General features: G+C 68.8%; 13 protein-coding genes. All 13 read right to left on the bottom strand.

All coding sequences use genetic code 11. The features are described 5' to 3' along the window. Position 1: 1 nt before the first annotated feature. Positions 2–1540, bottom strand: coding sequence for an NADH-quinone oxidoreductase subunit M (locus tag ACGFIO_RS16020; RefSeq protein WP_392826867.1), 1539 nt, complete (start codon positions 1538–1540; stop codon positions 2–4). 65 nt (positions 1541–1605) lie between these two features. Further along, positions 1606–3525: an NADH-quinone oxidoreductase subunit L gene (nuoL, locus tag ACGFIO_RS16025; RefSeq protein WP_392826869.1), complete on the bottom strand. Its 1920-nt coding sequence runs from the start codon at positions 3523–3525 to the stop codon at positions 1606–1608. Between the two features lie 13 nt (positions 3526–3538). After that, positions 3539–3838, bottom strand: coding sequence for an NADH-quinone oxidoreductase subunit NuoK (nuoK, locus tag ACGFIO_RS16030; RefSeq protein WP_392826871.1), 300 nt, complete (start codon positions 3836–3838; stop codon positions 3539–3541). Then, on the bottom strand, positions 3835–4611 hold the full coding sequence (locus tag ACGFIO_RS16035) for an NADH-quinone oxidoreductase subunit J (protein ID WP_392826873.1): 777 nt from the start codon (positions 4609–4611) through the stop codon (positions 3835–3837). The genes nuoK and ACGFIO_RS16035 overlap by 4 nt, the downstream gene beginning before the upstream one ends. Next, positions 4608–5207 carry an NADH-quinone oxidoreductase subunit NuoI gene (gene nuoI / locus ACGFIO_RS16040; protein WP_392826875.1) on the bottom strand — a complete coding sequence of 200 codons (600 nt, stop codon included), beginning with the start codon at positions 5205–5207 and terminating at the stop codon, positions 4608–4610. The genes ACGFIO_RS16035 and nuoI overlap by 4 nt, the downstream gene beginning before the upstream one ends. Before the next feature lie 2 nt (positions 5208–5209). After that, positions 5210–6580 carry an NADH-quinone oxidoreductase subunit NuoH gene (gene nuoH, locus ACGFIO_RS16045; protein WP_392826877.1) on the bottom strand — a complete coding sequence of 457 codons (1371 nt, stop codon included), beginning with the start codon at positions 6578–6580 and terminating at the stop codon, positions 5210–5212. Further along, a complete protein-coding gene (locus tag ACGFIO_RS16050; protein ID WP_392826879.1) occupies positions 6577–9054 on the bottom strand; it encodes an NADH-quinone oxidoreductase subunit G in 2478 nt (825 codons plus the stop codon). Before ACGFIO_RS16050 ends, nuoH begins: the two co-directional genes overlap by 4 nt. Beyond that, complete coding sequence (gene nuoF / locus ACGFIO_RS16055) at positions 9054–10370, bottom strand: NADH-quinone oxidoreductase subunit NuoF (protein WP_392826880.1); 1317 nt, start codon at positions 10368–10370, stop codon at positions 9054–9056. The genes ACGFIO_RS16050 and nuoF overlap by 1 nt, the downstream gene beginning before the upstream one ends. Beyond that, positions 10367–11494 (bottom strand): NADH-quinone oxidoreductase subunit NuoE, encoded by a 1128-nt coding sequence (gene nuoE, locus ACGFIO_RS16060; RefSeq protein ID WP_392827087.1) that lies wholly within the window; start codon positions 11492–11494, stop codon positions 10367–10369. Before nuoE ends, nuoF begins: the two co-directional genes overlap by 4 nt. 36 nt (positions 11495–11530) lie before the next feature. Beyond that, positions 11531–12856 carry an NADH-quinone oxidoreductase subunit D gene (locus tag ACGFIO_RS16065; protein WP_392826882.1) on the bottom strand — a complete coding sequence of 442 codons (1326 nt, stop codon included), beginning with the start codon at positions 12854–12856 and terminating at the stop codon, positions 11531–11533. Next, on the bottom strand, positions 12853–13569 hold the full coding sequence (locus tag ACGFIO_RS16070; protein ID WP_392826883.1) for an NADH-quinone oxidoreductase subunit C: 717 nt from the start codon (positions 13567–13569) through the stop codon (positions 12853–12855). The genes ACGFIO_RS16065 and ACGFIO_RS16070 overlap by 4 nt, the downstream gene beginning before the upstream one ends. Then, complete coding sequence (locus ACGFIO_RS16075) at positions 13566–14237, bottom strand: NuoB/complex I 20 kDa subunit family protein (protein ID WP_392826885.1); 672 nt, start codon at positions 14235–14237, stop codon at positions 13566–13568. Before ACGFIO_RS16075 ends, ACGFIO_RS16070 begins: the two co-directional genes overlap by 4 nt. A gap of 6 nt (positions 14238–14243) precedes the next feature. Next, positions 14244–14609 carry an NADH-quinone oxidoreductase subunit A gene (locus ACGFIO_RS16080; protein WP_392826886.1) on the bottom strand — a complete coding sequence of 122 codons (366 nt, stop codon included), beginning with the start codon at positions 14607–14609 and terminating at the stop codon, positions 14244–14246. Positions 14610–14681: the final 72 nt, after the last annotated feature.

The following is a 14681-nucleotide window of genomic DNA, read 5'->3' on the forward strand; positions in this document are numbered from 1 at the left end:
GCTACGGAGCCGTCCTTCCGTTTGCGACCGCCGTCGGGCCCGGATCTTGCGCGCCGACGTCCTGCATGGTCGCCTGAACCGCCGGGTTGATCACGTCGGTGATCGGCTTCGGGTAGAAGCCGAAGATGATGAGCAAGGCCACCAGCGGCGCGACGACCACCTTTTCACGCAGCGTGATGTCGGAGTGCATGGCCGGCACCGCGGTCAGGGCCGGGTTCAGGGTGCCCTGGGTGGTGCGCTGGACCATCCACAGCACGTACGCCGCGGCCAGGATGATGCCCGCAGTGGCGACCACGGCCCAGGCCTTGTGCACGGTGAACGTGCCGATCAGGACCAGGAACTCGCTGACGAACGGGGCCGTGCCGGGCAGCGCCAGCGAGGCCAGACCGGCGAAGAACAGCACGCCGGCCAGCACCGGGACCAGCTTGCCGGCGCCGCCGAAGTCGCTGACCAGGGCGGAGCCGCGTCGGCTGACGAACATGCCGACGACCAGGAACAGCAGGCCGGTGGCGAGGCCGTGGTTGACCATGTAGAGCACCGAGCCGGTGCCGCCCTGCGTGGTGAAGGCGAAGATGCCGATGCCGATGAACCCGAAGTGCGCGATCGAGGTGTACGACACCAGGCGCTTCAGGTCGTTCTGCCCGACCGCGAGCAGCGCCGCGTAGATGATGCCGATCACCGCGAGGGCGATCGCGACCGGTGCGAACCAGCGCGACGCCTCGGGGAACATCGGCAGGCAGTAGCGCAGGATGCCGAAGGTGCCGACCTTGTCGAGCACGCCGACCAGCAGCGCCGCGGCACCGGCCGGGGCGGCGCCACCGGCGTCCGGCAGCCAGGTGTGGAACGGGAAGAACGGGGCCTTGATCGCGAAGGCGATGAAGAAGCCGAGGAACAGCCAGCGTCCCGCCTCGGTGCCGATGTCCGCGTTGACCAGCGTCTGCCAGTCGAACGAGTTCTTACCGGCGACGATCCACACGCCGATCACCGCGGCCAGCATGAAGAGGCCGCCGACGAGCGAGTAGAGGAAGAACTTGACCGCCGCGTACTGCCGGCGCTGGCCGCCGTAGCTGCCGATGATGAAGTACATCGGCACGAGCATGACCTCGAAGAACACGTAGAACAGGAAGATGTCGGAGGCCGCGAAGACGCCGATCATCGTGCACTCGAGGGCCAGGAGCAGGGCGAAGTAGGTGGGCACGCTGCGCTTGGTCTGCTCCGCGTCGTGCCACGAGGCGAGGATCACCAGGGGTACGAGCACAGCGATCAGCATCAGCAGGACCAGCGCGATGCCGTCCACCTCGAAGGTGAAGCGCACACCCCAGTTCGGGATCCACGGGTACGACTCGCGGAACTGGAAACGCTCGCCCTTCGCCTCGAAGGCGATCCACATCAGGACGCTGAAGACCAGCACGACCAGCGACCAGGCCAGGGCGACGACCTTGGCCAGTTGTCCCTTGGACTTGGGGATGAGCGCGACCACCAACGCACCGACCAGGGGCAGCAGCGTGAGGATCGACAGGAACGGGAAGTTAGCGAACATTTATTCGGCCTCTCGCCCTCTCAGAACTGCACGCCTTGCCCGACTATCGGACCGAAAAACATTCGTCACGCCAGCCACCCCAACTGAACGGCGAGGAAGGCACCGACGACCAGGACCGCGCCAGTGAGCATCGAGAGGGCGTACGAGCGCACGAAACCGGTCTGCAGCCGGCGCAACCGGCCGGAACTGCCGCCGACCCCGGCCGCGATCCCGTTGACCACGCCGTCGATGCCCTTGTTGTCCAGGTAGACCAGCGCCCGGGTCAGGTAGATGCCGGGCTTCTCGAACACCGCCTCGTTGATCGAGTCGGTGTACAGGTTTTTGCGGGCCGCGGTGACCACCACGCCGGCCGGCTGCGGCGCGAGGGCGGTGCCCCGGCGGAACATCAGCCCGGCGATGGCCGCACCGAGCACGCTGACCACGATCGTCGCGGTGCTGACGAGCCAGGCCCACTTCCAGTCCGAGTGCTCCGCCTCGCCGGTGACCGGTGCGAGCCAGTCGGGCACGCTGGTGCTGAGCAGGAAACCGGCGCCGATCGAGCCCACGGCCAGCAGCATCAGCGGCACGGTCATGACGAACGGCGACTCGTGCGGATGCTTGTTGTCCTCGGTGTAGCGCTCCGGACCGTGGAAGGTCAGCACGAAGAGCCGGGTCATGTAGAAGGCGGTCAGACCGGCGCCGGCCAGTGCGGCGAGGCCGTAGAGCCAGCCCGTCCAGCCCGGCCGCTCGAAGGCCGCCTCGATGATCGGGTCCTTGGAGAAGAAGCCGGACAGCGGCGGGATGCCGATGATCGCCAGCCAGCCCATCATGAAGGTGAGCCAGGTCCACTTCATGTATTTGCGCAGGCCACCGAAGCGCCGGATGTCGACCTGGTCGTGCATGCCGTGCATGACCGAGCCGGCGCCGAGGAACATGTTGGCTTTGAAGAAGCCGTGGGCCAGCAGGTGGATGATCGCCAGCGCGTAGGCGGCGCCGCCGAGACCGACGCCGAGGAACATGTAGCCGATCTGGGACACCGTCGACCAGGCCAGCACCCGCTTGATGTCGTCCTTGGCCGCGCCAATGATGCAGCCCATCAGCAGCGTGAGCGCGCCGACGCTGACCACGACGGTCTGCAGCACCTCGTTGGCCGAGAAGATGGCGTTGGACCGGGCGATCAGGTAGACGCCGGCGGTGACCATGGTCGCGGCGTGGATCAGGGCCGAGACCGGGGTCGGGCCCTCCATCGCGTCCGGTAGCCAGGCGTGCAGCGGGAACTGACCGGACTTACCGGCCGCACCGAGCATCAGCAGCAGGCCCATGACCAGCACCGTGGTCGCGGACAGCGAACCCACGCCGTTGAAGACCTCGGAATATTGAGTGCTGCCGAGCTGCGCGAACATCAGGAAGATGCCGATGGCCAGGCCGGCGTCGCCGACCCGGTTCATCAGGAACGCCTTCTTGCCCGCGGTGGCCGCCGACGGCCGGCTCGTCCAGAAGGAGATCAGCAGGTACGACGCCAGACCGACGCCCTCCCAGCCGAAGTACAGCATCACGTAGTTGTTGCCGAGCACCAGCAGCAGCATGGCCGCGACGAACAGGTTGAAGTATCCGAAGAACTTCCGCCGGCCCTCGTCGTGCTCCATGTAACCCACCGCGTACAGGTGGATCAGGGAGCCCACCCCGGTGATCAGCAGGACGAACACGCCGGACAGCGGGTCGAACAGCAACCCGAAGTCGACGTGCAGCTTGCCGACCGCGATGAAGTCGAACAGGCTCAGCTCGGCCGACCGGGCGTTGTCGGCCAGTCCCCGCAGGGCGAAGAAGTTGACCAGGCCGAGCACGAACGTGACGGCGACAGCCAGCACGCCGAGCCAGTGGCCCCACTTGTCGGCCCGCTTGCCCAGCAGCAGCAGGATCGCCGCGCTGGCCAGCGGAATCGCCACCAACAACCAGATACTGCTCAGCGTCCCCGTGGCCGGGGCATAGTGCACTGTCGCTTCCACTCCAAAGCCCCTTTTAGTACTTCAGCAGGTTCGCGTCGTCGACGCTCGCCGAACGTCGCGTCCGGAAGATCGACATGATGATCGCGAGGCCCACCACGACCTCGGCCGCCGCGACCACCATCACGAAGAACGAGATGATCTGACCGTCCAGGCCGCCGTTGATCCGGCTGAAGGTGACCAGCGCGAGGTTCGCCGCGTTGAGCATCAGCTCGATGCACATGAACAGCACGATCGCGTTGCGCCGGATCAGTACGCCGGCCGCGCCGATCGTGAAGAGGATCGCCGCGAGGATGAGGTAATAGTCGGGAGTCACTTCTTCTCCGTGTTCTTGAGCTCGGCCTCGCGCTCCGTCAGCTCACGTACGGGCAGGATCGGCGAGATGCTCCGCTCGGATCCGTTGCCGTCGGGCAGGCGGGCCGGGGCGGCGACCGACATCGTGTTGGCGTAGACGCCGGGGCCGGCCTTCGGGCCCGGGTAGTTGCCCGGGCGGAACCGGGCGGTCATCCGGGTGAGCTGGTCGGCGATGTCCGCCTTGGTCCGCTCGACGTGGGCCAGCACCATCGCGCCGACCGCCGCGGTGATCAGCAGCGCCGAGGTGACCTCGAAGGCGAACACGTACCGGGTGAACAGCAGCGAGGCCAGGCCGGGCACGTTGCCGTTGGCGTTGGCGGCGGACAGACCGACCGACTCGGTGTCGCCCAGCGCACGGGCCAGACCGGTCGCGACCAGCGCGGCGAAGCCGACGCCGAGCACGATCGCGGCGACCCGCTGGCCGCGCAACGTCTCGATCAGCGAGTCGGACGCGTCCCGGCCGACCAGCATCAGCACGAACAGGAACAGCATCATGATCGCGCCGGTGTAGACGATGATCTGCACCGCGCCGAGGAACGGCGCCGAGTTCATCACGTAGATGAAGCCCAGGCAGAGCATGGTGACGACCAGCCAGAGGGCGGAGTGCACCGCGTTGCGGGCGATGACCATGCCCAGGCCGCCGATCACGGCCAGGGTGCCGAGGATCCAGAACCCCCAGGCCTCGCCGGTGGACACGTGGTCCGCGGCGGCGGCGAGGATCGTGTCGGTGGTCATTTCCCGTCACCCCTTCCGCCGCCACCCGCCGTGCTCGCGTCCTGGGTGCCGGAGTCCGACCAGGGCGCGCGCTCGGCGCCGGCCGAGGTGCCCGGGTTGGTCAGCGCGCCGACGTAGTAGTCCTTGTCGGTCTCGCCGAGGCGCATCGGGTGCGGCGGCTGCTCCATGCCCGGCAGCAGCGGCGCCAGCAGTTCCTTCTTGGTGAAGATGAGGTCCTGCCGGCTGTCGCGGGCCAGCTCGTACTCGTTGCTCATGGTCAGCGAACGGGTCGGGCAGGCCTCGATGCACAGGCCGCAGAAGATGCACCGGGCGTAGTTGATCTGGTAGATGCCCGCATAACGCTCGCCCGGCGAGAAACGCATCTCGTCGGTGTTGTCGGCGCCCTCGACGTAGATCGCGTCGGCCGGGCAGGCCCAGGCGCACAGCTCGCAGCCGATGCACTTCTCCAGGCCGTCCGGGTGCCGGTTGAGGATGTGCCGGCCGTGGTAGCGCGGGGCCGGCTTGGGCGGCGAGAACGGGTAGTCGGTGGTGATGACCTTGCGGAACATGTGCGCGAAGGTCACCCCGAAGCCCTTGAAGGAGCCCGTGAACGACACCGTCACACCTCCTTCTCGGAAGATCCGTCGCCGACCGTGGCCGGGGCCCGTTCGGCGACCGCACGCCGGGCGCGCGGGCTCGGCGGTACTTGCAGGTCCATGGGTGGCACCGGGAAACTGCCCGGCGGCCGGTTGGCCAGCTGCTCCTCGATCGAGAGCTTGCGGGCCTTCTTCGCCGACGGCCAGAACAGCGCGATCAGCAGCACCACGATGACCACGCCGCCGATCACCAGCCACCGCGTGGTGTTGGAGAGCTCGTTGTTGGCGACCTTCACGCCGGCCAGGAACAGGATCCAGACCAGGTTGACCGGGATCAGGACCTTCCAGCCGAACCGCATGAACTGGTCGTAGCGCATCCGGGGCAGCGTGGCCCGCAGCCAGATGAAGCCGAACAGCAGGATCAGGACCTTGCCCAGCCACCACAGCAGCGGCCACCAGCCCTGGTTGAACATGCCGTCGTTGATCGAGCTGATCGGCCACGGCGCCCGCCAGCCGCCCAGGAACAGCGTGGTGGCGAAGGCCGAGACGGTGATCATGTTGATGTATTCGGCCAGGAAGAACAGCGCGAACTTGAACGAGGAGTATTCGGTGTGGAAGCCGCCGACCAGCTCGGACTCGGCCTCGGGGAGGTCGAACGGCGCCCGGTTGGTCTCGCCGACCGCGGCGATGCAGTAGATCACGAAGCTGGGCAGCAGCAGGATCGCGTACCAGCTCGGTGCGGTCGGGTTCCAGCCGAAGATGTCGAAGCCCGCCGCGCCGTTACCGGCCTGGGCCTTGACGATCTGCGAGGTGCTCATCGTGCCGGCGGTCATGAAGACCGCGACGATCGACAGACCCATGGCGACCTCGTACGAGATCATCTGAGCACTTGATCGAAGACCACCGAGCAGCGGGTACGTCGACCCGGACGCCCACCCGGCCAGCACCACGCCGTACACCGCCATCGACGAGCAGGCCAGCAGCACCAGCACGGACACCGGAACGTCGGTGAGCTGGAGCGCCGTCTTGTGCCCGAACATGGAGACGACCGGCCCGAACGGGATCACCGCGAACGCCGTGAACGCCACCGTCGCGGAGATCACCGGCGCGATGAAGTAGACCACCTTGTCGGCGGTCTTCGGGATGATCTCTTCCTTGAACGGCAGCTTCACGCCGTCGGTGAGGCTCTGCAGCCAGCCCTTCGGGCCCACCTGGTTGGGGCCCGGCCGGACCGCCATCCGGGCCACGACCTTGCGCTCGTAGTTGATCGTGAAGAGCGTCAGGAGGAGCAGGACGACGAAGACCCCGAGCAGCTTGATCAGCGCGATCCACCACGGCGTGTCTTCGAACGACTGCAGCGTCGGGTCCTGAGCGAGGACGGTGAGTCCGGTCATGAGGAAAGAGCCCCCTCGGCGAGGATCGGGCCCGGCACCCCGGCCGACAGCCGGACCACCGCTCCCGCGTTGACCCCCAGGCTGCGGCGGACCGTCGAGCCTGGCGAGTTGGTGGGCACCCACACCACCTGCGGGGGCAGGTCGGTGATCGCGGCCGGCAGCGTCACGCCACCGCGGTCGGTGCTGACCGTGATCAGGTCACCGTCCGCGACGCCGAGCGCGTCGGCCAGGTCCTTGCCGATCCGGGCCAGTGGGGGGCGGGCCGTGCCGGCCAGGGCCTCGTCGCCGTCCTGCAGCGAACCGAGGTCGATCAGCTGGTGCCAGGTGGCCAGCACCGCCTCGTGCGCACCGGGCCGGGCCGCGGCGGCCGCGGACACGGTCGGCAGCGCCGTACGCTCCGAGCGGCTGGCCGGCATCGCGCCCAGCTCGCGGCGGATCGTGGTCACGTCGCCGGTGCCCAGCGTCACGTCCATCAGCGCGCCGATGGCCTCGAGGACCCGGCCGTCGGTCATCGCCGTATTCGGCAGGACCGCGTCGAACGACCGCAGCCGGCCCTCCCAGTCGAGGAACGTGCCGGCCTTTTCCGCCGCCGGGGCGACCGGCAGCACGACGTCGGCCCGGCGGGTCACGGCACTCTGCCGGATCTCCAGGCTGACGACGAAGCCGGCCGCGTCCAGCGCTTCCTCGGCCGCCCGCGGGTCGGCCAGGTCGGCCGGGTCGACCCCGGCCACCAGCAGGCCGCCGAGCGCACCGGACCGGGCCGCGGCGACGATGCCGTCGGTGTCCCGGCCGACCGCGCTGGGCAGCACGCCGGAGGCGAGGTCCCAGGCCGCGCCGAGCTCGGCGCGGGCCGACGGGTCGGTGACCGGACGGCCACCGGGCAGCAGGTTGGGCAGGCAGCCGGCGTCGACCGCGCCTCGGTCACCGGCCCGCCGGGGCACCCAGGCCAGCCGGGCGCCGGTGCGGGCGGCCAGGGCGGCCGCCGCTGACAGCGCGCCGGGCACGGTGGCCAGACGCTCGCCGACGATCAGGAGCGCGCCCGGGGCGGCCAGCGCGGCGGCGACGGTGGCGTCACCGGCCAGCAGGCCGGTCTCGGCGCCGGGCACGGCCGCCACCAGCGTGGCGCCGAGCTTCTCGAGGCTACGGGTCAGGAACGGCGCCACCGCGGTGACCTTGAGCTTGCGCTTGCGGCTGCCCTTGCGCAGCCGCAGGAAGAGGATCGGGCATTCTTCCTCGGGCTCCAGGCCGGCGATCACGACCGAGGGCGCGTTCTCGACGTCGGTGTAGGTGACGTCGGTGACCCCGGCGACCGTGGCCGCCAGGAACTCGGCCTCCTCGGCCGAGTGCGGGCGGGCCCGGAAGTCGATGTCGTTGGTGCCGAGCGCGACGCGGGCGAACTTGGCGTACGCGTACGCGTCCTCGACCGTCAGCCGGCCGCCGGTCAGCACGCCGACGCCGGTCTTCCGGGCGGCGGTCAGCCCCTCGGCCGCGGCGAGCAGCGCCTCACTCCAGGCGGCGGTGCGGTACTCGCCCGTTTCCTGGTCGCGGATCAGCGGCTCGGTGATGCGGTCGGCCGCTGTCGCGTACCGGAAGCCCCAACGGCCCTTGTCGCAGTTCCACTCCTCGTTGACCTCCGGGTCGTCGCCGGCCAGGCGGCGCAGCACCTTCCCGCGGCGGTGGTCGGCCCGCATGTCGCAGCCGGCCGCGCAGTGCTCGCACGCGGTCGGCGTGGAGACCAGGTCGAACGGGCGGGCCCGGAACCGGTACTGCTCGCCGGTCAGCGCGCCGACCGGGCAGATCTGGATGGTGTTGCCGGAGAAGTACGAGTTGAACGGTACGTCGCCCTCGCCCTCGCCGACCTGCCCGTCGCCGGTGAGCTCGCCGCCGAAGAAGTCGTCCCGGTAGACGTTGATCTGCTCGCCCGACGAGCGGTCCATCAGGTCGATGAACTTGTCGCCGGCGATCTCCTCGGAGAACCGGGTGCAGCGCTGGCACAGGATGCAGCGCTCGCGGTCGAGCAGCACCTGGCTGGAGATGTGGATCGGCTTCTCGTATTCCCGCTTGTGCTCGTGGAAGCGGGAGTCGGTGCGGCCGTTGGACATCGCCTGGTTCTGCAGCGGGCACTCGCCGCCCTTGTCGCAGGTCGGGCAGTCCAGCGGGTGGTTGGCCAGGAGCAGCTCCATCACACCGTGCTGGGCCTTGTCGGCCACCTCGGAGGTGAGCTGGGTCTTGACCACCATGCCCTCGGCCACGGTCTGGGTGCAGGAGGCGACCGGCTTGCGCTGGCCCTCCACCTCGACCAGGCACTGGCGGCAGGCGCCGGCCGGGGCCAGCAGCGGGTGGTCGCAGAACCGCGGGATCGCCGTGCCCATCCGCTCGGCGACCCGGATGACCAGCTCGCCCTTCTCGGCCTGGACCTCGACGCCGTCAATGGTCAGCGTGACGAGATCAGCCTTCTTAGCCACGTCCGTCATCAGTGCGCTCCTACCAGGGCCTTCTCGGACAGCCGCGGAGCGGTCCGGCCCTCGATGTAGTCCAGGTAGTCCTGGCGGAAGAACTTGAGCGTGGACACCACCGGGGTCGCCGCGCCGTCGCCCAGGCCGCAGAACGACCGGCCGAAGATGTTGTCCGCGGTGTCCTGCAGGGTGTCGAGGTCCTGATAGGTGCCCTGGCCGGAGAGGATCCGGCGGTACGTCCGCACCATCCAGTAGTTGCCCTCGCGGCACGGTGTGCACTTGCCGCACGACTCGTGGTGGTAGAACTCCAGCCACCGCCAGGTCGCGTAGACCGGGCAGTCCTGGTCGGAGAAGATCTGCATCGCCGTGGTGCCCAGGATCGACCCGGCCGCCGCCACGCCCTCGAAGTCCATCGGGGTGTCGATGTGCTCGGCCGTCAGCAGCGGCGTGGACGAGCCGCCCGGCGTCCAGAACTTCAGGTTGTGGCCGGGCTTCATGCCGCCGGCCAGCTCGATCAGCTCGCGCAGGGTGATGCCCAGGCCGCACTCGTACTGGCCCGGGTTGGCGATCCGGCCGGACAGCGAGTAGATCATCGGGCCGGACGACTTCTCGGTACCCATGCTCTTCCACCAGTCGGCGCCACCGAGCACGATGTAGGGCACGCTGGCGATGGTGCCGACGTTGTTGACCACGGTCGGGCTGGCGTAGAGGCCGGCCACGGCCGGGAACGGCGGGCGCAGGCGCGGCTGGCCGCGGAAGCCCTCGAGCGAGTCGAGCAGCGCCGTCTCCTCGCCGCAGATGTACGCTCCGGCCCCGCTGTGCACGACCAGGTCGAGGTCGAACCCGGTGCCCAGGATGTTCTCGCCGAGGAAGCCCTTGGCGTACGCCTCCTTGACCGCGTTGCGCAGCCGGCGAGCCGCGTGCACCGCCTCGCCCCGGATGTAGATGAATGCCCGGCTGGCCCGGATCGCGTACGAGGCGATGATCGCGCCCTCGATCAGCGAGTGCGGGTCGTAGGTCATCAGCGGCAGGTCCTTGCAGGTGCCCGGCTCGCCCTCGTCGGCGTTGATCACCAGGTAGTGCGGCTTGCCGTCGCCCTGGGGGATGAAGCCCCACTTGAGACCGGTGGGGAAGCCGGCGCCGCCGCGGCCGCGCAGGCCCGAGTCCTTGATCAGCTGGATCAGGTCGTCCGGGTGCACGTCGAGCGCCTTCTTCAGCGCCGCGTAGCCGTCCAGCCGCTGGTAGACGTCGATCTTCCAGGCGTCCGGCGACAACCAGCGCTTGGTCAGCACCGGGGTCAGCTTTTCCAGCACCTCACGCCGTGGCTGAGTCACTTCTTCTCCTCGGTGCCGGGCTGGGCGCTCTGCTGACCCGGGTTCACCCGCCGGGTGCGGCCGCGCTTCTGCCCGGCGTTGCTCTCGCTCACGATGCTTTCGCCGCGCTGGGTGTCGCCGGCGGGCTTGCCGTCACCGGCGGTGGCGTTCTGCGCGACGCCCGACGCCTCGGCCGGGTTGGTCGGCACCGGCTGCTCGGCCGTGGTCGTACCGGTGCGATCCGGTTCGCCCGTGGTCGGGTTGCGCTGCTCGGCCGTACGCGTCTGGGGGTCCTTGACGTCCTCGCCCGCGGTCTCGGCACCGGCGTGCCGGGAGGTGACCGCCTCCTTGACCGCTCCGACCGCCTTCTTGGCCGCGGTCTTGAGCTTGCCGTCGTGCGGTGCGCCGTCCCGGGCCGGCGACGGGTCCTTGACCGCCCGCGCCGACTCGTCCTTGGGATCCTTGGTCCGGGTGATCGGCGTGTCCAGGTTGAAGTCGGCCACCGCCACACCGTGCTGCTGGGCCAGGGTCACGCCGCGCAGCGTCGGCGCGCCGGCGACACCGTCGGCCACCGCGCCGTCCCGCTCGTCGGCGAAGCCGGCCAGCTGGAACTGCATCTCCTTGAGCGAGCAGACCCGGGCGCCCCGGGACGGGGTGACCGGCTCGCCGCTACGCAGCTTTTCGACCATGCCGACGGTGCCCTCAGGGGTGGCCTCGTCCAGCGTGAAGTCGTAGTTGACGGTGACCACCGGCGCGTAGTCGCAGGCGGCCAGGCACTCAGCGTGCTCCAGGGTGACCCGGCCGTCGGTGGTGGTCTCGTCGTGGCCCACGCCCAGGTGCTCGGAGAGCTGGTCGTAGATCTCCTGGCCACCCATCACGTTGCACAGCGTGTTGGTGCAGACGCTGACCAGGTATTCGCCGGTCGGGCGGCGCTTGTACATCGTGTAGAACGTGGCGACCGCGCCGACCTGGGCCTTGTTGATGCCCAGGACCTCGGCGCAGAAGGCGACACCCCGCGGGCTGACGTGCCCCTCCTCGGTCTGCACCAGGTGCAGCAGCGGGAGCAGGGCCGACCGGCTGCGGCCGATCGGGTAGCGCGCGATGATCTCGAGCGCGGGTTCCAGCAGCTTCTCAGCGAGCGGCAGAGCGGCCGGGGAGAAGTCGGCAGTCGTTACGGTCATTTAGCGGTCACACCCACCCATCACGGGGTCCAGGGAGGCGCCGCCGGCGATCACGTCGGCGAGCAGCGCACCCTCGGCCATCGCGGGGATGGCCTGGAGGTTCACGAAGCTGGGGTCGCGGTAGTGCACCCGGTAGGGGTGAGTGCCGCCGTCGGACACCGCGTGCACACCCATCTCGCCGCGCGGGTGCTCGATGCCGACGTAGACCTGGCCCGGCGGCACCCGGAAGCCCTCGGTCACCAGCTTGAAGTGGTGGATCAGCGATTCCATCGACTGGCCCATGATCTTGGCGACGTGCTCGAGCGAGTTCCCGAGCCCGTCGACGCCCAGGGCCAGCTGGGACGGCCACGCGATCTTCTTGTCCTGGACGTAGATCGGACCCGGGCGGAGCCGGTCGAGGGCCTGCTCGACGATCTTCAGCGACTCGCGGATCTCGGCCACCCGGACCAGGTAGCGGCCCCACACGTCGGCGGTCTGCGCGGTCGGCACGTCGAACTCGTAGTTCTCGTACCCGGAGTACGGCATGGTCTTGCGCAGGTCCCACGGCAGGCCGGCCGAGCGCAGCACCGGCCCGGTGATGCCCAGCGCCAGGCAACCGGTCACGTCGAGGACGGCCACGCCCTGCGTACGCTCCTGCCAGATGACCTGGCCGGAGAGCATCGCCTCGTATTCCTTGAGCTTCTTGGGCATGTACTTCAAGAAGTCACGGATCTTGCGGATGGCTGATTCCGGCACGTCCTGCGAGAGCCCGCCCGGCCGGATGTAGCCGTTGTTCATCCGCAGACCGGACGTCTCCTCGAAGATGTCCAGGATGTACTCGCGCTCGCGGAAGCCGTACAGCATCATCGAGATCGCGCCGAGTTCCATGCCGGTGGTCGCCAGCCACACCAGGTGCGAGGCGATCCGCTGGAGTTCCATGAACATCACGCGGATGGTCTGCGTCCGCTCGGTGATCTGATCGGTGATCCCGAGCAGCTTCTCCACCGCGAGGCAGTAACCGGCCTCGTTGAACATGTTGGACAGGTAGTCCATCCGCGTGACGAACGTGACGCCCTGGGTCCAGTTGCGGTATTCCAGGTTCTTCTCGATGCCGGTGTGCAGGTAACCGACCACCGGGCGGGCCTGGGTGACGGTCTCGCCCTCGAGTTCCAGCACCAGCCGGAGCACGCCGTGCGTGGACGGGTGCTGCGGGCCCATGTTGACAACGATCTTCTCGTTGCTGAGTGGGTCGATGCTGCCGGTGATCGAGTCCCAGTCCCCACCGGTGACGGTGAAGACCCGGCCCTCGGTGGTCTCGCGTTCGGTCGCGTATTGAGAGGAAGTCACTGGTAAACCCTCCGCTGGTCGGGCGGCGGAATCTCGGCGCCCTTGTATTCCACGGGCACGCCGCCGAGCGGGTAGTCCTTGCGCTGCGGGTGGCCCTCCCAGTCGTCCGGCATGAGGACCCGGGTGAGGTTGGGGTGGCCGGTGAAGACGACTCCGAACATGTCGTAGGTCTCCCGTTCCTGCCAGTCGGCGGTCGGGTAGACGCTGGTGACGCTCGGAACCGTCTGGCCCTCGGCCACGGCCACCTCGAGGCGGGCCCGCCGGCGATAGGTCATCGAGGTCAGTTGGTATGAGATGTGGAACCGGCGCGGGTCGCTGCCGAGGTAGTCGACGCCGTCCACCGAGGAGCACAGCTCGAACCGCAGCGCCTCGTCGTCGCGCATGATCTGGGCGACCTCGGCGATCCGTTCCGCCTTGATGTGCAGGGTCAGCTCGCCGCGGTCGACGACGACCCGCTCGACCGCGTCGGCGAAGCCCGGGTACGCCTCCTCCAGCGCGTCGTAGACCTCGTCGAAGTAGCCGCCGAACGGCCGCGACGAGTCCGCCGTGGTCGCCCGCTTGCGGACCAGGCCGCCGAAGCCGGAGACGTCACCGCTGCCGGTGACGCCGAACATGCCCTTGTGCGGGCTCGGCGGCACCTGGGCCGGTGCGTCGATGTTCGCGCCGACCGGCTGGGTCGCCGGCACGCCGCCGTCGGACTCGGGGTTCGTCACTTTCCGTCCTCCCGCAGGTGCGGCTGCAGCTTCATCCAGTTCTCGATGCGCAGCTGCTCCTCACGGCCTTCCTTGACCGCCTTGGTCCACTCGGCCCGGCGGACCTTGTCGACCCGGTACGACGAGGGCATCGCGCCCGGCGCCACGACCGGCATCTTGCCCTCGGCCTTGCGGGCCTCGAGCATCTTGCGGCCGTTCGGTCCCAGCGGCTGGGCCATGACCTTCTCGCGCATCTTGAGGATCGCGTCGATCAGCATCTCGGGCCGCGGCGGGCAGCCCGGCAGGTAGATGTCGACCGGCACGATGTGGTCGACGCCCTGCACGATCGCGTAGTTGTTGAACATCCCGCCGGACGACGCGCAGACGCCCATCGAGATGACCGAACGCGGCTCGGGCATCTGGTCGTAGATGGTCCGGACCACCGGCGCCATCTTTTGACTGACCCGGCCGGCCACGATCATCAGGTCGGCCTGGCGGGGCGAGGCGCGGAACACCTCCATGCCCCAGCGACCGAGGTCGTAGTGCGGGCCGCCGGCCGCCATCATCTCGATGGCGCAGCAGGCCAGCCCGAACGTGGCGCCCCAGAACGACGACTTCCGGGCCCAGTTCGAAAGCTTCTCGACCGAGGTGAGCAGGATGCCGCTCGGCAGCTTCTCTTCGATTCCCATTGGTGATCAGTCCCAGTTGAGGCCGCCACGCCGCCACACGTACGTGTAGGCGATGAAGACGGTGACGATGAACAGGACCATCTCGATGAACCCGAACAGGCCGAGCGCCCCGAAGGAGACGGCCCACGGGTACAGGAAGATGGTCTCGATGTCGAAGATGATGAAGAGCATCGCGGTCAGATAGAACTTGACCGGGAAGCGGCCGCCGCCGATCGGCTGCGGCGCGGGCTCGATCCCGCACTCGTAGGCGTCCAGCTTGGCGCGGTTGTAACGCTTGGGTCCGACGATCGGTGCGATCGAGACGGAGAACAACGCGAACAGTGCGCCGAGGATCAGCAGCCCGACGATCGGGACGTACGGATTGACCGTCATGCTCTCTCCAGCTCGGGTGTCGTCCAGCTCACACTATTGATCCCGGATCCTCCGGTCGCGTCCGGGGTGGCC

The sequence above is a fragment of the Actinoplanes sp. NPDC049265 genome (assembly GCF_043197135.1).
Taxonomy (GTDB): domain Bacteria; phylum Actinomycetota; class Actinomycetes; order Mycobacteriales; family Micromonosporaceae; genus Actinoplanes.

Coding starts and splice junctions, on each gene's coding strand:
- ACGFIO_RS16050 (WP_392826879.1), bottom strand. CDS start 9,054: ATGACGGACGTGGCTAAGAAGGCTGATCTCGTCACGCTGACCATTGAC.
- ACGFIO_RS16020 (WP_392826867.1), bottom strand. CDS start 1,540: ATGTTCGCTAACTTCCCGTTCCTGTCGATCCTCACGCTGCTGCCCCTG.
- ACGFIO_RS16080 (WP_392826886.1), bottom strand. CDS start 14,609: ATGACGGTCAATCCGTACGTCCCGATCGTCGGGCTGCTGATCCTCGGC.
- nuoH (WP_392826877.1), bottom strand. CDS start 6,580: ATGACCGGACTCACCGTCCTCGCTCAGGACCCGACGCTGCAGTCGTTC.
- ACGFIO_RS16035 (WP_392826873.1), bottom strand. CDS start 4,611: ATGACCACCGACACGATCCTCGCCGCCGCCGCGGACCACGTGTCCACC.
- ACGFIO_RS16075 (WP_392826885.1), bottom strand. CDS start 14,237: ATGGGAATCGAAGAGAAGCTGCCGAGCGGCATCCTGCTCACCTCGGTC.